The organism is Microvirga sp. GN3, from assembly GCF_055792825.1.
In genome coordinates this window covers 194,249-211,228 of the sequence record NZ_JBVVAK010000001.1, presented here as the reverse complement: position 1 = coordinate 211,228, position 16,980 = coordinate 194,249, and the positions used below count along the sequence as shown (strand labels likewise).

General features: G+C 63.7%; 13 protein-coding genes. 6 read left to right on the top strand and 7 right to left on the bottom strand.

The window, feature by feature from the left end; all coding sequences use genetic code 11:
• Positions 1 to 135 precede the first annotated feature (135 nt).
• Genes ACS5Q1_RS00935 through ACS5Q1_RS00925 form a run of 3 tightly spaced genes read left to right on the top strand, consistent with a single transcriptional unit; the run spans position 136 to position 3,821 of the window.
• On the top strand, positions 136 to 1,983 hold the full coding sequence (locus ACS5Q1_RS00935) for a cation:proton antiporter domain-containing protein (RefSeq protein WP_473096430.1): 1,848 nt from the start codon (positions 136 to 138) through the stop codon (positions 1,981 to 1,983).
• 48 nt (positions 1,984 to 2,031) lie between these two features.
• Positions 2,032 to 3,207 carry a vWA domain-containing protein gene (locus ACS5Q1_RS00930; protein WP_473096429.1) on the top strand — a complete coding sequence of 392 codons (1,176 nt, stop codon included), beginning with the start codon at positions 2,032 to 2,034 and terminating at the stop codon, positions 3,205 to 3,207.
• Positions 3,208 to 3,251: 44 nt separating this feature from the next.
• Complete coding sequence (locus tag ACS5Q1_RS00925) at positions 3,252 to 3,821, top strand: hypothetical protein (RefSeq protein ID WP_473096428.1); 570 nt, start codon at positions 3,252 to 3,254, stop codon at positions 3,819 to 3,821.
• 182 nt (positions 3,822 to 4,003) lie between these two features.
• On the opposite strand, the gene ACS5Q1_RS00920 is transcribed toward ACS5Q1_RS00925, so the two are convergent.
• Together ACS5Q1_RS00920 and ACS5Q1_RS00915 are read right to left on the bottom strand one after the other, a co-directional pair.
• Complete coding sequence (locus ACS5Q1_RS00920) at positions 4,004 to 4,429, bottom strand: universal stress protein (protein ID WP_473096427.1); 426 nt, start codon at positions 4,427 to 4,429, stop codon at positions 4,004 to 4,006.
• 15 nt (positions 4,430 to 4,444) lie between these two features.
• Complete coding sequence (locus ACS5Q1_RS00915) at positions 4,445 to 4,765, bottom strand: 2Fe-2S iron-sulfur cluster-binding protein (RefSeq protein WP_203443275.1); 321 nt, start codon at positions 4,763 to 4,765, stop codon at positions 4,445 to 4,447.
• A 315-nt stretch (positions 4,766 to 5,080) separates the two neighbouring features.
• On the opposite strand from ACS5Q1_RS00915, the gene ACS5Q1_RS00910 reads away from it, so the two are divergent.
• Positions 5,081 to 9,817, top strand: coding sequence for an apolipoprotein A-IV repeat region-like domain-containing protein (locus ACS5Q1_RS00910; RefSeq protein ID WP_473096426.1), 4,737 nt, complete (start codon positions 5,081 to 5,083; stop codon positions 9,815 to 9,817).
• A 317-nt stretch (positions 9,818 to 10,134) separates the two neighbouring features.
• On the opposite strand, the gene ACS5Q1_RS00905 is transcribed toward ACS5Q1_RS00910, so the two are convergent.
• From ACS5Q1_RS00905 to ACS5Q1_RS00890, 4 genes are read right to left on the bottom strand one after another with little or no spacing between them, the layout of a single operon-like run.
• Positions 10,135 to 10,806: an ABC-type transport auxiliary lipoprotein family protein gene (locus tag ACS5Q1_RS00905; RefSeq protein ID WP_473096425.1), complete on the bottom strand. Its 672-nt coding sequence runs from the start codon at positions 10,804 to 10,806 to the stop codon at positions 10,135 to 10,137.
• 9 nt (positions 10,807 to 10,815) lie between these two features.
• On the bottom strand, positions 10,816 to 12,144 hold the full coding sequence (locus ACS5Q1_RS00900) for an MlaD family protein (RefSeq protein WP_473096424.1): 1,329 nt from the start codon (positions 12,142 to 12,144) through the stop codon (positions 10,816 to 10,818).
• A gap of 8 nt (positions 12,145 to 12,152) precedes the next feature.
• Positions 12,153 to 12,953 carry an ABC transporter ATP-binding protein gene (locus ACS5Q1_RS00895; protein WP_473096447.1) on the bottom strand — a complete coding sequence of 267 codons (801 nt, stop codon included), beginning with the start codon at positions 12,951 to 12,953 and terminating at the stop codon, positions 12,153 to 12,155.
• Positions 12,954 to 12,957: 4 nt separating this feature from the next.
• Positions 12,958 to 14,106 carry an ABC transporter permease gene (locus ACS5Q1_RS00890; RefSeq protein WP_203443271.1) on the bottom strand — a complete coding sequence of 383 codons (1,149 nt, stop codon included), beginning with the start codon at positions 14,104 to 14,106 and terminating at the stop codon, positions 12,958 to 12,960.
• A gap of 80 nt (positions 14,107 to 14,186) precedes the next feature.
• Here ACS5Q1_RS00890 and dgcA point away from each other — a divergent pair, with 80 nt between their 5' ends.
• Positions 14,187 to 15,170, top strand: a complete 984-nt coding sequence (gene dgcA, locus ACS5Q1_RS00885) for an N-acetyl-D-Glu racemase DgcA (protein WP_473096423.1) — start codon at positions 14,187 to 14,189, stop codon at positions 15,168 to 15,170.
• Here the strand turns inward: dgcA and ACS5Q1_RS00880 are convergent.
• Entirely contained in the window at positions 15,140 to 16,321 is a 1,182-nt protein-coding gene (locus ACS5Q1_RS00880; RefSeq protein ID WP_473096422.1) for an MFS transporter, read from the bottom strand. The genes dgcA and ACS5Q1_RS00880 overlap by 31 nt on opposite strands.
• 143 nt (positions 16,322 to 16,464) lie before the next feature.
• On the opposite strand from ACS5Q1_RS00880, the gene ACS5Q1_RS00875 reads away from it, so the two are divergent.
• The gene (locus ACS5Q1_RS00875) at positions 16,465 to 16,980 is read left to right on the top strand and encodes a hypothetical protein (RefSeq protein ID WP_473096421.1); all 516 of its coding nucleotides are present in this window, start codon (positions 16,465 to 16,467) and stop codon (positions 16,978 to 16,980) included.

Sequence of the window (16,980 nt, the reverse complement as noted above, 5' to 3'; positions counted from 1 at the left end):
CGGGATGACGCGTATGGAGGTCTCGCAGCGGCACCCATGCGTTCTTGTCGCGCCCGCCATTCCGCCTTGCGCGGAATTAACCCCTTGCGCACTTCCTCCCGGTAGAACGACAATACTTTCAACCGGAAGGAAGCAATGGCCGCTGCGATAGACCTGCAGTCCTATCAGGAACCCATTCTTTTTCTGGCAACGGCAGGCATCGTCGTCCCCCTGTTCCACCGGCTCAAGATCAGCCCGGTTCTGGGGTTTCTGGCGGCCGGTGCGTTGCTGGGACCCTATGGGCTTGGGCGATTGGTTCCGGCTTACCCTTGGGTCAACTGGGTCACCTTCACCAATCCGGAGGGCACCTCGCGCCTGGCCGAGTTCGGCGTGGTCTTCCTGCTGTTCACCATCGGCATCGAGCTGTCATGGCAACGCCTTCGCACCCTGCGGCGCCTCGTCTTCGGGTTCGGCTCCCTGCAGGTCTTTCTGGGCGCCTTCATTCTCGGTCTGGCGTTCTACGCGTTCAAAACCGTGAATACGATCACGGCCGCGACCATCGTCGGCCTGGCCCTTGCTCTGTCGTCCACCGCCATCGTGATCCCGGTCCTGGCGGAGCAGAAGCGTCTCAACACGGCAGCCGGACGCGCCAGTTTCTCGGCCCTGCTGTTCCAGGACCTGCTCGTGGCGCCGATCCTGTTCGCCATCGCTGTGCTCGACACGAGCAAGCCCGAGGTGACGCTGTCGTCCTTTGCAGTCCTGCTCCTTCAGGCAGTCATCGCGCTGGCTCTGATCGTCGGCCTCGGCCGCATCATCCTTCGACCCTTCTTTCAGCTCGTCTCAGCCACGAAAAGTCCCGAGCTTTTCATGGCGGCCTGCCTGCTCGTCGTGATGGTGACCAGCGTGATCGCAGCCGTCAGCGGCCTATCGATGGCGCTCGGCGCCTTCATCGCCGGCATCCTTCTGTCCGAGACGGAGTACCGACGTGCCGTCGACGTGACGATCCAGCCCTTCAAGGGATTGCTTTTGGGCGTGTTCTTCGTGTCAGTCGGCATGAGCCTCGACCTGTTCCGCTTCCTTGAAGCGCCACTGCTGATCCTTTCACTCGCGGCCACTGTCGTGATCATCAAAGGAATGACCATCGTCGCGCTCGGACGCCACTTTAGCCTGAATACGGCGGAGGCAGCCGAGACAGGGCTTCTCCTGGGCCCCGGCGGCGAGTTCGCCCTCGTGATCCTGGGCGTCGCGATGATTGCCGGCCTCGTGCCGGGCGGGATCGGCCAGAACCTCCTTCTCGTGACAACCCTCACCATGGTCGCAATCCCGCTCCTGGCCCGCCTAGGGCAGCGCCTGAGCCGTAAGCTCGAAGTGCGCAAATCGCTCGATCCGCTGGCCACCATCGCACCTCCGACAGACGAGGTCGGACGCGTGATCATTGCCGGCTATGGGCGTGTCGGCCAACTCGTCGCGGAGATGCTCGAACGCCACAAGGTACCCTATCTCGCCGTCGACCTGGACCCTGCCCGGGTCGCGACGGAGAGAAAGGCCGGAAAGCCGGTTTATTATGGTGACGGGTCCCACCCGGAGTTCCTGCGGGCCTGCGGCATCGACCGGGCTCTCGCCCTCGTCATTACGCTGGACACCCTCAGCTCCATCGAGGCCGTCGTGTCGGCTGCCCGACAGGAATGTTCCGACCTCACGATCGTGGCTCGGGCCCGCGATGCGCGTCACGCCACCCAGCTCTACGAGCTCGGCGTAGACGATGCGGTGCCGGAAACCATCGAGGCGTCTCTCCAGCTCAGCGAGGCGGTCCTGAGCGATATCGGGGTTCCGATGGGTCTCGTGATCGCATCGATCCACGAGCGGCGGGATGAATTCAGGGAAATTCTCAGGAAAAAGAACCCGAAGCGCGATCCGAGCCGGGTCGTATTTCAGGCGCGTCGGCGTGTCGGCAAGCCGGCTCCTTCGGCGGTAGCCGGACAGGCGACGCAGGTCGATACCTGACCAACTCTCCCCTATTGACCTTCCTAGGGTTTGCCGGACACTGGCGCGATGTTCCTCACCTTCTTCACAGAGCTGCGCGCGGCCAAGGTGCCTGTCTCCTTCCGGGAGTACCTATCTTTGCTGGAGGCGCTTGATCAGGATCTGGCCGACAAGAGCGTCGAGGAATTCTACTATCTCTCCCGCACCTGCCTGGTGAAGGACGAGCGCCATTTCGACAAGTTCGACCAAGTCTTCGCCCATGTGTTCAAGGGCCTTGAGAGCATGGGCCATGCGGTCGACGAGACCGGGATTCCGGAGGAATGGCTACGCAGGCTCGCGGAGCGCTATCTCACGGACGAGGAGAAGAAGCAGATCGAGGCCATGGGCTGGGACAAGCTCTGGGAAAACCTGAAGGAGCGCCTCGAAGAACAGAAGGGCCGCCACCAGGGCGGCAACAAATGGATCGGCACCACCGGTACCTCGCCCTATGGCGCCTACGGCTACAATCCGGAAGGCATCCGCATCGGCCAGGATAAGAACCGCAATTTCCGCGCCGTGAAGGTGTGGGACAAACGCGAATTCAGGGATTTCGACGACAGCGTCGAGCTCGGCGTGCGCAACATGCGCATCGCCCTGCGTCGCCTGCGTCGCTTTGCCCGCACCGGCTCCGCGGAAGAGCTCGACCTCGACGAGACGATCCACGAGACCGCTCACAAAGGCTATCTCGACGTGCGCCTGCGCCCCGAGCGCCGCAATGCCGTGAAGGTGCTGCTTTTTCTCGATGTCGGCGGCTCCATGGACTGGCACATCGAGATTGCCGAGGAACTGTTCTCGGCCGCTCGCCTCGAGTTCAAGCATTTCGAGCACTTCTACTTCCACAACTGCGTCTACGAGAACCTGTGGAAGGAAAACCGCCGCCGCTTCGACGAGGTGATCCCGACCCTCGACGTGATCCGCACCTACCCGTCCGATTATCGTCTGGTCTTCGTCGGCGATGCGTCCATGAGCCCCTATGAAGTCACGCATCCCGGTGGCTCCGTGGAGCACTGGAACGAGGAACCCGGCCAAGCCTGGCTCCGGCGCATCCTCGACCATTTCCCGAAAGCCGTGTGGCTGAACCCGGTGCCGCAGCCGCATTGGGGCTATACCCAATCCATATCCCTGATTAGGCAGCTGTTCGGAGAGCGGATGTATCCGCTCAATCTCGAAGGCATAGACCACGCGATGCGCGAATTGGTGCGGTAGGCACCATCGTTTGCCGAAAAGATGATGCGAAGATAAGAAGCCGCATGACCCAGACCTACACCCACAGCCCCAAGCCCTTCGGCGGGCCGATTTCCTTCACGCTCAAGGATGAGAAACTCACCGTAGATTCCGGCCGCAAGGTGCATGAAGTCCAGCTCGGCGCCGTCAGCACCGTGCGTATGACCTTTGAACCCGGCCGGCTGGCGCAAAAGTCCTTCCGGACGAAAGTGATCATGAAGGACGGCAAATCCTTCACATTCAACTCGCTCGATTGGAAGAGCTTGGTCGAGGCCCAGGAGCTAACGCAGGAATACCGCGCTTTCACCCTAGCCCTCTGCGATGCCATCGCGCGCGCCAATCCGCAGGCGAAGTTCGTGGCCGGAAAGCCCCTAGGGCTCTGGATCCCGACATCCGGGCTTGCCATCGCATCGCTGTTGGCCATGGCCTACCTGATCTGGCAGGCCTTCCAGAGGGGGGCCACGGGCGTCGCCCTGATGGGCGCGCTGTTCGCCATCGTGGGCGTGTGGCAGATCGAACCGATGATCCGCCTCAACAAGCCCCGGCCCTTCCGCGCGGGAGAACTGCCGGCAGAGCTTCTGCCGAAGGCGCCTTGACGTGACATTCCCGGCCGGAGTGTAGCGGAGGAGAAGAAGATCCATGGCGCCGCGCTCGTGAGCGGATCCCCTTCCCAATCCTGCGGACCGCCGGGGATGACACAGTGCACTTCCGCCAACACGGTACTTTCTTCATCGGGATGGCCGGGACAAGCCCGGCCATGACAGGTGAGGAGTGCAACTTAAGCCCGCACCACCAGCACAGAGCACTTGGCGTGGCGCACGATGGTGGCGGCGTTGGAGCCGAGCAGGTAGGTCGCCATGGTCGGCCGGTGTGAACCGACGACGACGAGATCGGCGCCGGTCTTTTCGGCCTCATCCAGCACCTCATTGTAGACCGAACCCAACCGGACCACGGCGGAGACACGCTCGGAGGGAAGCTTCACCTTGGCGGCGAGTTCCGCCAACTTCTTCTCCGCCTCGCCCTGCTGATCCTCGTCGAAGGCCGGCGGCATGAACTCCATATAGGTGACGGGCACGATGGCGCGCACATAGATCAGGCGGAGGGAGCCGGCCGAGATTTTGGCGAGCTCGACCGCCTTATCAATGGCGGACTGAGCCGCTTCCACTTCACCGAGATCGACGGGGACAAGGATCGTCTTGAACATGGCGCTTTCTCCTGATCAGCCTTGGCGGGTGGGAGTGTGAACGACGAGCCCGTCGAGTTCGGGCCGGACGCGGATCTGGCACGAGAGCCGCGAATTGGGACGCACATCATAAGCGAAGTCGAGCATGTCCTCCTCCATCGGCTGAGGCTGGCCCGTCGCGGCCTCCCATTCTTCTGCGACATAGACGTGACAGGTGGCGCAGGAGCAGGCACCGCCGCATTCCGCCTCGATACCTGGAACGCCATTGCGAATGGCGGTTTCCATGACGGTTGCGCCCTCCTCCGCCTCGACGGTGCGGGCAGTCCCTTCGGCATCGATGAACGTAATATTGATCATTGCGGACCTCTGCTTGTCGGCGCATACTTAAGACAGACTGCGCCGGAAGACGAGAGACGGGCGCAATACCTGCCGTCTTTTCGCCGCAATTTCCCCGGTAGAGCAGGTTACTAAGCCGTTAACGACGTTCATAAATGACAGGGGACATCGGGTTTCCTTGTTTCAGATCGGCCGCTAGACTTGCTTGGTAAATGACAGATTACCGTGCGGAAATCCTTGAATGGGGCTCCGTACCGGTTGAAGCCACGCATTCACCTCCTTTTTCAGAGAATGAGGCGGCTTCAACCATCAGCAGTTGCGTCACGAGGGCGGATCATGGCGACCGAGAACAAGAAGATGAAGGACCCGGCCGAGGCAGCCTTGTCGGCTGTCGAGCAGGCGCTCAACCTTGACGAGACATTCGTGATCCACACCCCGGGGCGCGCGGGCAGCAAACCTTATGAAGAGCCCAAGCTGCCGGATATCGACGATCACGACTTCACCAAGGGTCCCTTCGGTCTTGGCTCCGATTCCCTGTCCGCCCAGGCAGACGACCACGACCCCAGGCTCGACGACATGGCCCGTTCCGGCTTCGTCGCGCCCGACCGGAATGCCGTCGCCAACGATGACCGCCAGAATGTCGGCGTGATGCTGCAGGCCCTTCAGATTCGTCCCTCCCGCCGCGCTTACTGGATGGCCGCCCTTGCCTCCCTGCTCTGGCTCGGCGGCGTCGGAGCTCTCGTTTACACGCAGGGCATCACGACTCCCGAGCAATTGCTCACCACCTTCTCGACTTCCCAGCTGGCCCTCGGCGCCGTCGGACTCGTGGCTCCCGTCTTTCTGTTCTTCATCGCCGCGATGATGACCGTTCGCTCGCAGGAGATGAAGATGGTAGCCCGGGCGGTCGGCGAAGTCGCCGTGCGTCTGGCTCAACCGGAAAACTTCTCTACCGATGCGGTTCTCTCCGTCTCGCAGGCCGTGCGCCGTGAGGTGGCTGCCGTCGGCGATGGCGTCGAGCGTGCCCTGGCCCGTGCCGGCGAGCTTGAGACGCTCGTGCGCAGCGAGATCTCCACGCTGGAGCGTGCCTATTCCGACAACGAAATCCGCATCCGCTCGCTCATCGATGAGTTGGTGGCGCAGCGCGAGGCTATCGTGTCGAATGCGGAGCGCGTGCGCGGTTCCATCACTGGCGTGCACCAGAACCTGATCCAGGATCTCGACGGCGCCAGCGAGCGTGTCGTGTCCGCTGTCAGTGGCGCAGGCGACAAGGTCACCGCCTCGCTCGAAAAGCAGGGCGATCACATCACGCAAGCTCTCGGCCGCGCCGGCGAGCGCGTCGTCGAGGAGATGGCGAGCCGCGGCGTCGAGCTGGTCGAGCGCCTCTCGGGCTCCAGCGAAGAGATCAAGAACGGCATCTCGGAGGTGGGCACCACCATTACGAGCACCCTCGAGAGCAAGGCGCAGGACATCACCGGCGCGTTCGAGCGCACCGGCGACCTGCTGACCCGTCACCTGCAGGACGGCGCAAGCCAGGTCACCCGCACACTTGCCGAGACCGGTCGCGGTGTGATCGATGCTCTCGCCGAGCAGGGCAACGACGTGCGCGAGGCCTTCGAGCAGACTGCGCGCAGCCTGGAAGACAGCTTCACGCAGCGCGGAGCCGAGATCACCGAGAAGCTGGCGGCCACCGGCGGCGTGATTGCCGACGACATTTCCGCCCGCACCGCGGAGATGCGCGATCAGATCGCCGCGGCAGGCACCGCCGTGAGCGAAGAGATCACGACCCGCGGCACACAGGTACGCGAGCAGCTCTCCACCACTGGCGCTACGCTCGTTCAGGAGCTCACCGCCAGCAGCAGCGGCCTGCGCGAGGAATTCGCCCTCACCGCCGGCTCTCTCATCGAGGAGTTGTCGACGCGCGGCACGAGCCTGCGCGAGCAGCTCGCGACCACCGGAACGGGCGTCGTCGACGAGATTGTTCTGCGCGGCAACGAATTCCGCGAGCGTCTTGCAACGACAGCCGCCGATGTTACCCGCGAGATAAGCGAGCGCGGCGGCGAAGTGCGCGAGCAGCTCGAAGGCGCCGTGCGTCTTGCCGACGAATCCATCGGCAACCGTGTCGAAGACCTTGCGAACCGCCTCGAGACCGCAAGCCAGCGCGTCAGTGAATCCGTCACCGTCCAGGGCCTGGCCCTGGAGACCAGCCTCGCTCAGGCCGGCGAGCGCGTCTCGACACTCATGGGCAGCCAAATCGAGGAATTCCGCACCGCCTTCGAAACGCGCGGAAAGGATTTCTCCGAGACCCTCTCCCTCCATACCGACGAAGCGCAGACCCGTCTGGCCACCACCGCCAAAGACATCGTTCTTGCCATCGCGGCCCAGGGATCGCGCGTCAACGAGGTGCTCAACCGGACGGCGGAAACCCTGTCCACAACGGTCGATACCCGCAGCCGTGAGATGGAAGAGACCCTCGGATCCCGCCTGACCGCTTTCGAAGGCGTCATGGCCCGCGGCGGCGAGATGGCCGAGCGCATGTCCCGCGACGTGGGCAACCTGACCGAGACGATCAGCAGTCGCGTCGAGGAGATGGACCGCCTCATCTCCGTCCAGGGTCGCACCGTGGCCGAGTCCTTTGCCGAGCGTGCGCGCGAGGCGACCACCGCCATCGAAACCCGGCTCGCCGCTCTCGAGGAGCACGCTTCTCGTCGCAGCTTGGAGATCACGGGCAACTTCGACACCATCGTCGAGCGCGTCGACAGCGTTCTCGGCGCCCGGTCCACGGCCCTCAACGAGGCTTTGGTCATACGCACCGGCGAGATGGCCCGCGTCATGGCCGAGGGCGGACGCGACGTGGCGACCGCGCTTCAAGTGCGTGTGGACGAGATCAGTCAGGCGATCACCGCCAAGACCAATGCGATTGCCGATACCCTGTCCTCCAGGGCCGAGCAGATCGGTGAGTCGCTCGATGGCCGCATCGCCTCGATCAACGAGGTTCTCGGCAGCCGTGCCGACAGAATCACGGAAACCCTCGGCACCCGTGCGTTCGAGATCAACCAGACCCTGGGAACTCGCGCGGAAGAGATTGCCAACGCTCTCAACCAGAGCGTGACGATGCTCGAAGACCGGGTCGTCAACCGCCTGAGCGGCGTGGCCGAAACCATCGACGAGCGCGGACAGGCCGTCCTCAGCTCGCTCACCGGCCGCGTCGGCGAGATTCGCTCGATCTTCGACACCGAAGGCGCGTCCCTCGTCGAGAACCTGGGCAACCGGGGCGACGTCATCGGCCGCGAAGTTGCCGCCATCAGCGAGACGACCCTGCGCAACCTTGAAGAGCGCAGCAGTACCCTGCTCTCCTCTCTCCAGGAGCGCACCATGGAGCTGACCGCCTCCTACATGCAGTCGACCGAGGCCATGCGCAGTGCCATCGACGACGGCACGCAGCAGACTGTCGAAACCCTCACCGGCGCCAACGAGCGTCTGCGCGGCGAACTCACCGACGTTCTCGGCCGCCTGCAGGATGCCAATCGTCTGCTCCAGCAAGTTGCGGCCTCGGCCAGCAGCAATCTCGGCGCCGTCGAGGATGGGTTGGCCGGACGTGTCCAGCACATCGAGTCGCTCCTGTCCGAGATCGCCACGCAGACCGGCCGTGCTTCCGATCAGGTTGCCGATCAGGTCGATGCCCTGCGCAGCGTGTCCTCCGGCGCTATCCAGCAGGCGCTGGAACTGGCCCAGAGCCTTGAGGAGCGTGGCCGTACGCTCACCGACACCACCGGCGAGCAGATGCGTACCCTTACCGAGGCTGCAAACGCACTGGAGCGCGTCGAGGCTCGCATGGGCGAGGCCCTCTCCAGCCGCCAGCAGGCCCTGGACGAACTTCTTGGCCGGATCAACGATCGTTCGCAGGATCTGGTGTCCGTCACCCGCTCCTTCACGACTCTGCTGGAAGGTTCGCTCGAAAGCGCCGACGCCAAGGCACGCCAGCTCGGCTCCGTCCTCGCCGCTGCCGCGCAGACCACGACGAATGCCATCGGCGAGCAGTTCGAGCGCATCCGTGCCACCACGGGCGAGGAAAGCGCACGCACAGCCGCCGCCCTGCGCACCAACTACGAGCAGGCCGCGGCCGAAATGACCGAGGCGCTCAGCAATGCCACCGCGAAATTCCGAGACACGATGGGCGAACTGCGCGGCATGACGGGCCAGATCCAGCGCGAGCTGGAAGCCACCCACGCTGAACTCCGCCGCGGCGTCGTCGAGCTGCCGCAGGAAACGCAGGAAGCGAGCGCCAATATGCGCCGCGTCGTCGCCGACCAGATCAAGGCTCTCAACGAGCTGTCCGCACTGGTCTCGCGCTCCAACCGTCTGGTCGATGCCGCTCCGGCCGCCCAGCCGCGCAAGGCCGCAGTCAACGAGACTCCGGTCGCCGCCACCATGGCTGCTGTTGCAGCCGCGGTCGAGCAGCGGATCGCGCAGACTCCGGCCCCCACCCCTGCTCCGACGGTCGCTCGTCAGGCCGAGCCCAAGCCTGCGCCCGCTCCGGCCCCAGCGCCCACCCCGACGCCCGCTCGCCAGGCTCAACCCGCTGTGGAGCGTCCGGCTCCCCGTCGGGAGGAGGCTCCCCGCGATGCCGGGACTCGTGGCGGCTGGCTGTCGGATCTCCTGAATCGCGCCTCCCGGGACGAGAATGTGGAGCCGACCCGCACGCCGGCCCGCACCGACCGCGCTCGCACCAACAGCCTCGAATCCCTGGATTCGATCTCGGTCGATATCGCCCGCATGATCGACCATGACGCGGCCGTCGAGTTGTGGGACCGCTACCGCCGCGGCGAGAGCAACGTGTTCACCCGTCGCCTCTACACGCTGCAGGGTCAGCAGACCTTCGACGAGATCCGTCGCAAGTACCGCCGCGACGAGGAGTTCCGGCAGACCGTAGATCGTTATGTGGAAGAGTTCGAGCGCCTGCTTGCCGAAGTCTCCCGCGACGATCGCGACTCCATGATGACGAAGACCTACCTCACGTCGGAAACCGGCAAGGTCTACACCATGCTGGCCCACGCGAGCGGCCGGTTCGACTGAGGCGGCAGAGCTTCAACTAAAACATGAAAGCGCGGCTGCCAGGCCGCGTTTTTTGTTGGGGAGCCGGCCTGACAGAAGAGTGTCATTCCCGGCCGGAGCGTCAGCGGAGGGGAAGGGAATCCACCTACAGGCTAAGCATTTGGATCCCCTTCCCTCGCTGTGCTCGCCGGGGATGACACTCTCCGTCATCATGGCCGGCCACGTCCCGGCTATCTTGATCGGAAAAGCGAGACGCCTCGATCAATCGGGATCATCGGCACAAGGCCGGTGATGACGAGGCTTTGGCGCTCAAAATCGGGGTGGCCTTAAAAGACGCCTCAAGCCGGCGGTCGTGTCTCGCCCATGGCGGTGCTCGGGTCGTCCCGCCGTGGCAGATGGCTTCCGCTCACCCAGCGCACGATGTCGAGCATGACCACTGACAGGGCCTCGTCGAGGGCGCGGGCTGCGTTCGGCGCATCGACGGCGCTGGCGGGAACGCTGGCGCGGAAGATGCGGCCGTTGACGATGCGGCCGTTCTGATCGCTGACAATCTTCACGGAGATTTCGGCCACCGCCTCGTTGTCCGGTGTCGCGATCTCGAACCGGCGCAGCTCGGAAATGAGCTGAACATCAGCTACGGTACCGCTGCTCGGCCGGGAGACGCCCCGGAGCTGGGAGGCATTTTCGAAAGTGTTGATCAGGCGAGTCTGGATCAGGCGGGGCAGATTGTCGGCCCACTGCCCCCCTCCGATGAACGACACGGAACCGCTGGCATCCTTCACCAGGATCTGCTGGGTCGAGAGCGGCTGCAGCGCCGCAGGCTCGTTGACCAGCACCTGAACACCGGAAGCCCCCCGGATCCGGGACGTGGGTGCCGAGAGATCATAAGTCGCCGGTGCGGGACCTGACGAGCAGGCGCCGGTCAAGGCGGCCAGAACCAGCACCGGGGCAAAGCGCCAGAGCAGGCAGGCTCGGTCAGTCAGGGAGGGCAACACGGAGGGTCCACGCATACTGGTTACTTAACGGCGTCCACTATACTCGGGGAGGTTTGGACGGCCACCGAAAAGAAACTGCTGTGGATTACGCTCAATGCTGCGAACCGCGCGACTGATATCGCCCAGCGTCCTACGCCCTTCCACGGCCAGAGCCTCGTATTCCCGCAATCCCGATTCCGTGAACCGGTTGACACCGCTCAGAACGCCCTCGGTCCTGGTATTGAGATCATTGGCGAGTTCGCGAACGGCCACAGCTGCCTCGCGAATCTCGTCAAAAGCACTTTTGCCTGCCTCGCCGGAAGCCGAGCCGAGGAATTTCTCGGCACTCGCCAGTACTCCGTCGATCTTATCGGCGGATTTGTTGAGCTTTTCGGTGATCGAACGTGCTTCCTGGATGGCCTTGTCGATGTCCGGGCTGCGCTGGCTCAGGGTCTGAGTGAAGGTATCTACATTGTCGACCGTCCGGCCGATTTTGGCCGGATCGATAGCCTTGGTGATCTCTGCAATCTCGGCCACCGCCGAATCGAGCTTCGGCGCCGTCTCGTTCAACCGGTCGATCAGGCTCGCCGCATCCTTCAGCGCGTCGCTCACGACCTGCCGGTTTTCGCCAAGTGCCGCTGTGAAGTTGTCGACGTTCTCGACGATGCGGGCGACCCGCTGGCGGTCGACGGAACGCACCACCTCATCGACGTTGGTCGCCAGGGTCTCGAGCTTCTCGGCCAGCGGGCCCACTTTTTCGGCCGCCTGTCCGATCTGGGCCAGGAAGCGGTCGATGCCCTCTGCGTTCTCGCCCAGGGCCTGGGAGAAGCGCTCCACGTTCTGGATCGTACGGTTGATGGAGCCTTCGTTGTCGGTGATGACCCGACTGACGCGCTCCAACACGTCGTCGGCCCGCCGGGCGATGTTGCGCGCGGTCTCGATAAGGTCCTGGAAGTCGGAGCGGTCGGCAAAGATCGTCGGCATGGGCTGGCCCGGACCGGCCACCAGCGGCGGGGCACCCGGCTCACCGCCCGACAGGCCGACATTCGCCACGCCGGTCAGGCCCTGGTATTCCAGACGGGCGCGCGTATCGGAACGGATGGGCGTATTGCTGTTGACGGTGGCGATGGCGACCACGCGGCGGGGATCTTCCGGGAGGAGGTCGAGGCTTGATACCTCGCCGACGCGCAGTCCATTGAAAGACACACTCGACCCCTGGGAAAGCCCCGAAACCGAGCCGGAAAACACGATGCGGATGGTCTGGCGCGCCTGTCCCCGCTCACCCCCGGAAAACCAGTAGACGAAGCCGAAGGCGGCCGCGATCACCGCCAGGGTGAATAGGCCGATCAAGGCATAGTTTGCGCGCGTTTCCATCGTTACCCTTACGCGCCGCCGGCCATGACCGCGCGTGCCCGTTTCCCATGAAAATAAGAGCGAAGCCACGGGTGATCCGATTCCAGCATCACCTCGATGGGACCCTCCGCGAGAATTTTTCCCTCGCCCAGAGCCGCTATGCGGTCGCAGACCGAATAGAGGCTGTCCAGATCATGGGTTACCATGAATACGGTCAGGCCTAAAGTCCGCTGTAACGTCGCAATAAGGTCGTCGAACTCGCCGGCGCCGATGGGATCAAGGCCCGAGGTTGGCTCATCAAGGAAAACAATCTCAGGGTCAAGAGCAAGCGCCCGCGCCAGGGCTGCGCGCTTGATCATGCCACCTGACAGCTCGGAGGGAAGCTTGTCGGCCGCATCCGGATTGAGGCCTACCATCTCAATCTTGAGCATGGCCAGCTCATCGAGCAGTCGGTCGGACAGGTGCAGATATTCCCGCATCGGGACCTGAATGTTCTGCTTCACGGTCAGCGCCGAGAAGAGCGCGCCCTGCTGGAACAGCACACCCCAATGACGCTCCAGCTGGCGGCGTTCCTCGGGAGAGAGCTCATCGAGATTCTGGCCCAGCACCTCGATGGTGCCGGCCCGCTTGGGCACAAGCCCGAGGATGGCCCGCGTCAGCACCGACTTGCCCTGGCCCGATCCGCCGACGAAGCCGAGGATCTCGCCGCGATAGACGTCGAGGTCGAGGCCTTTCAGGATCGTTCTGTCTCCGAAGCCGACCTCGACGTCGCGGACGCAGATGATCACGTCGCGGTTCTTGGTCAGGTCAGGGTGGCGCCGTTCGAGCATCATCTCAGTAATTAATCGCTGCAAAGAACATGGCGAAGAGACCATCGAGCACGATGACCATGAAGATGGCTTTCACCACCGAAGACGTCACGTGGCGCCCCAGGGACTCGGCGGAGCCCGCGACCGCCAGACCTTCCAGGGTCGCGATGATGCCGATCACCAGCGCCATGAAGGGCGCCTTGATCATGCCGACGAGGAAGGTGTTCATGCCGACGGCGGCCCGAAGACGGTTCAGGAAGATGTCCGGGCTGATATCACCATAGACCCAGGTCGTCAGGCCACCGCCGACGAGCGCCGCGATGGAAGCGATGAATGTGAGAAGTGGTAGGCCGATCACCAAAGCCATGATGCGAGGAACGATCAGAACCTCGATCGGATCGAGCCCCATGACCCGCAGGGCATCGATCTCCTCGCGCATCTTCATGGAGCCGATCTCAGCCGTGAAGGCCGAGCCCGAGCGGCCCGCCACCATGATCGAGGTCAGCAGCACGCCCAGTTCGCGCAGGACCAGGATGCCGATGAGGTCGATGACGAAGGGCGTCGCGCCGAACTTCACGAGCTGGAAGATGCCCTGCTGCGAGACGATACAGCCGACGAGGAACGAGATCAGAACGATGATCGGCACGCCACGATAGGCGATCTGCTCGAGCTGGTTGATGACAGCCGTGCCACGGAAGCGACGGGGGTGGATAACGACGCGGATTAGCGCCGAGATGAGTTCGCCCAGAAATCCGACGCCGCCGACCATGTCCTTGCCGGCCCCGGCAACGGTCTGGCCTACATCGACGAGAAAATCGACCACGCGGGAATGCCGCGGCTTCGGTGCTCCTTGAAAGTCGCGATAGGCCGCCTCGTCCAAGAGGATCTTCTGCTCCGGCGTCGGATTGACGAAATCCACCTGCCCCTTGGCGGACAGTTCATGCCTCGTGCGATTGAGGGTCCAGGCGCCAAGGGTATCGAGACGTTCGACGCCGCTCAGGTCGAGGGTCAGAGGAAAGCTCTCGGCTTCCGTGGCGATTTCATCGACCAGAGCCTCGACCTTCTGGGCATGCGGCGCCGTCCAGGGACCGGCCAGCCGGACCACCGTCTGCCCCCCGGCACGGTCGATTGTCACTTCCGGCTCTCGAGCCAAGGTGCTCTGCGCCACGATCATCCCTTCGGCATTGATTCCGCTTGGTGATAGCGTGTCATTGCGCCACAAGTCGAGACGAAGTTCAGAAGAGACCTAAGAGAATGCGCAAGCTCACCGTTTCCATCGACCGTTTCCCCATTGCCGGAAAATTCACGATCGCCCGCGGCTCCCGCACCGAGGCGGTGGTGGTCACGGCGACAATCTCAGAGGACGGGGCTGTCGGGCATGGGGAATGCGTACCCTACCCTCGCTATGGCGAGACAGTCGAGGGCGTCGCGGGGGCTATCGAGGCCATTCACCCTCAGATCGAGGCAGGCCTGACCCGTGAGGCGCTGCAGAACCTCATGCCCGCCGGAGCAGCCCGGAACGCCGTTGACTGCGCTCTGTGGGATCTCGACGCCAAACGCTCCGGCATCCGCGCCCACCTGACCGCAGGCCTGACCCGCTGGCCGCCCGCGACCACGGCCTACACGATCAGCCTCGACACGCCTGAAGGCATGGCTGAGGCTGCCGCCAAGGCCGCGGAGAGGCCGATCCTCAAGGTGAAGTTCGGTGCCCCCGATGGCGATATCGAGCGGATCAGGGCCGTTCGTCGGGCCGCCCCGCAGGCAACCCTGATCGCCGACGCGAATGAGGGTTGGACCGAAGAGAACCTGGAACGGCACCTCGCGGCCTGCGCGGATGAGGGCTATGCCCTGGTGGAGCAGCCCCTGCCCGCCAAGGCGGACGATTACTTGAGCCGGATCTCACGCCCCGTCCCGACCCTGGCGGACGAGAGCGTTCATGACCGGGCAAGCCTCGACCGGCTGGTCGGCCTCTACGAAGTCATCAACATCAAGCTCGACAAGACCGGCGGGCTGACGGAAGCTCTGGCGCTCGCCGATGCGGCGGAAGCCAAGGGCTTTTCGCTCATGATCGGCTGCATGGTCGGCACCTCGCTCGCCATGGCGCCGGCCCTGGTGCTCGCCCCCCGCGCCCGCTTCGTCGATCTCGACGGCCCGCTCCTTCTCGCCAAAGACCGGGAGCGCGGCCTGCGCTATGAGGGCAGCATCGTCTATCCGCCGGAGCCTGCCCTCTGGGGCTGATCCTTCTGCAACCTGACGACCACCAGCATCAACACGAAGCCGATGGCTCCCAAGGGGGCCATCGCGGCAAAGACGCCGGCGCCTGCCTCGGCATAGATCATGCCGCTCACGATCGTCGCCCCCGCGATCGTCAGGGCAGCAAGCGAGCCATAGATTCCCTGCGCCCTTCCCCTCGCATTCATGGGCGCCAGCGCCGCAAGCGCCGCCATGGTGCCGATATGGGTGGCAGCGAAGGACAGGCTGTGCATGGTTTGCAGCACGAGCATGATTTCGGTCCCCGGCTGCAGGGACATGATGGTGAAGCGGATGACGGCTGCGGCCGATCCGATCAGGATCAGGCCGACGCCCGAACTGCGGCCGACATGGCGGCCGAGATAGATGAAGACTATGATCTCAGCGATCACCGCAGCGGCCCAGAAATACCCAATGGCCTCGTCCGAAAAGCCAATGGAGCGCCAGTAGATGCTGGAGAAGGCGTTGAGAGCGCCATGGCTCCCTTGGGTGACCGCCCCCGCGATCAGCACGATCCAGAGGATCTTCGACAGCTTCGGCGTCGCCACTTCCTGTTTGGGCGCCTCGTGGATCGCAAGTTCCGAAGCTTCGTGCGGAACCGCGATGAGAGTGGCGGTGAGTCCCAGGATTGGGATGAGGGTCAGGGCGACGATCACGATATCCGCCCCGAAGGCACCGACCAGATAGCCGCCGACAATGTTGGTGATGAAGAACGCCACGGAACCGGCGCCCCTGATCCGGCCATAGTTCAGGCCGGGATGTTTCTGGACCGCGTTGGTAGACACGAGATCGTTGCCGGGAATGACGCAGGATTGCACGACGGCGATGAGCGCCACCAGGGCCATGATGGCCCAGGGACTATCGACCAGCAGGAAGAGAGGAAAGCCGATCAGCTGCCCCAAATGGCTCGCCAGAAGCAGCCGGCGGGCCCCGAACGACCGGTCCGCCAAGCTCATGAGCGGTGCGGTCGCGAGGATCCGCACGATGATCGGGATGGCAATCACGAGCCCGATCAGGGTCGGCGACAGCGCCTTGCTCTGCAGCCAGAGCGGGAAGAACGGAAGATACATCCCGTGGCTGGTGAAGCTGGCGGCCTGTAATGCACCCAGGCGAAATTCGAGAGCTTTGAGCGGATGCATCAGGAATAAGGTCTTCTCAAATCGAGAATTGGAGCCAATGGTGCAAGAACGCAGTGCATGACCACTCCTGAAAGCCTTACAGGGGTTGAGCTTGCGAGCGCTTTGCACACATCTGTTGGAGACAGGAATCAAACCCGGCAGAGATGGATTTTGTCACCATGCCCGATGAAGAGACCAACGTCACGTTCGGCGACCTGGATTTCGACACCATCGAAGCGGCGGTCATGGAGACAGTTCGCGGCCGCTGGTTCCTGAAGGAATACGCCCGTCGCAATCGCAATGCGGACACCCAGGCCGTTCTCGAAGCCGTGGATCGTCTGAAGGAGCCGGGCCTCGACGGGGCGACCCTCGCGCATCTCAAAGCCGAGCTCCAGGAGATGACTGCAGCCATCCGGCAAACGAAGGAAGCGATCCGCTCCCTCCCCATGGCAGATTCCGATGGCGCTTCGAGCAACGTGTCCGAAGCGGAGCTTCAGGCCGCCGCCGAACAGCGCATCCGGCAAATGATCCGGACCTTCCTCTACCTGGAAAGTCATATCAACGACATGCTCGCCCTCTGCGTCGCAGAGGCTGATCGGAAAGACGGCTCCTCAGGAGCCGGCCCTTTCGAGGGTGAGAAAGCCCAGCATCTCCACCCGCACCCGGCCTTCCTGATGTAG

What these genes read in the sequence shown, in the direction of transcription:
- ACS5Q1_RS00935 (WP_473096430.1), top strand. Translation starts at nt 136, where the DNA reads ATGGCCGCTGCGATAGACCTGCAGTCCTATCAGGAACCCATTCTTTTT.
- ACS5Q1_RS00930 (WP_473096429.1), top strand. Translation starts at nt 2,032, where the DNA reads ATGTTCCTCACCTTCTTCACAGAGCTGCGCGCGGCCAAGGTGCCTGTC.
- ACS5Q1_RS00925 (WP_473096428.1), top strand. Translation starts at nt 3,252, where the DNA reads ATGACCCAGACCTACACCCACAGCCCCAAGCCCTTCGGCGGGCCGATT.
- ACS5Q1_RS00920 (WP_473096427.1), bottom strand. Translation starts at nt 4,429, where the DNA reads ATGTTCAAGACGATCCTTGTCCCCGTCGATCTCGGTGAAGTGGAAGCG.
- ACS5Q1_RS00915 (WP_203443275.1), bottom strand. Translation starts at nt 4,765, where the DNA reads ATGATCAATATTACGTTCATCGATGCCGAAGGGACTGCCCGCACCGTC.
- ACS5Q1_RS00910 (WP_473096426.1), top strand. Translation starts at nt 5,081, where the DNA reads ATGGCGACCGAGAACAAGAAGATGAAGGACCCGGCCGAGGCAGCCTTG.
- ACS5Q1_RS00905 (WP_473096425.1), bottom strand. Translation starts at nt 10,806, where the DNA reads ATGCGTGGACCCTCCGTGTTGCCCTCCCTGACTGACCGAGCCTGCCTG.
- ACS5Q1_RS00900 (WP_473096424.1), bottom strand. Translation starts at nt 12,144, where the DNA reads ATGGAAACGCGCGCAAACTATGCCTTGATCGGCCTATTCACCCTGGCG.
- ACS5Q1_RS00895 (WP_473096447.1), bottom strand. Translation starts at nt 12,953, where the DNA reads ATGCTCGAACGGCGCCACCCTGACCTGACCAAGAACCGCGACGTGATC.
- ACS5Q1_RS00890 (WP_203443271.1), bottom strand. Translation starts at nt 14,106, where the DNA reads ATGATCGTGGCGCAGAGCACCTTGGCTCGAGAGCCGGAAGTGACAATC.
- dgcA (WP_473096423.1), top strand. Translation starts at nt 14,187, where the DNA reads ATGCGCAAGCTCACCGTTTCCATCGACCGTTTCCCCATTGCCGGAAAA.
- ACS5Q1_RS00880 (WP_473096422.1), bottom strand. Translation starts at nt 16,321, where the DNA reads ATGCATCCGCTCAAAGCTCTCGAATTTCGCCTGGGTGCATTACAGGCC.
- ACS5Q1_RS00875 (WP_473096421.1), top strand. Translation starts at nt 16,465, where the DNA reads ATGGATTTTGTCACCATGCCCGATGAAGAGACCAACGTCACGTTCGGC.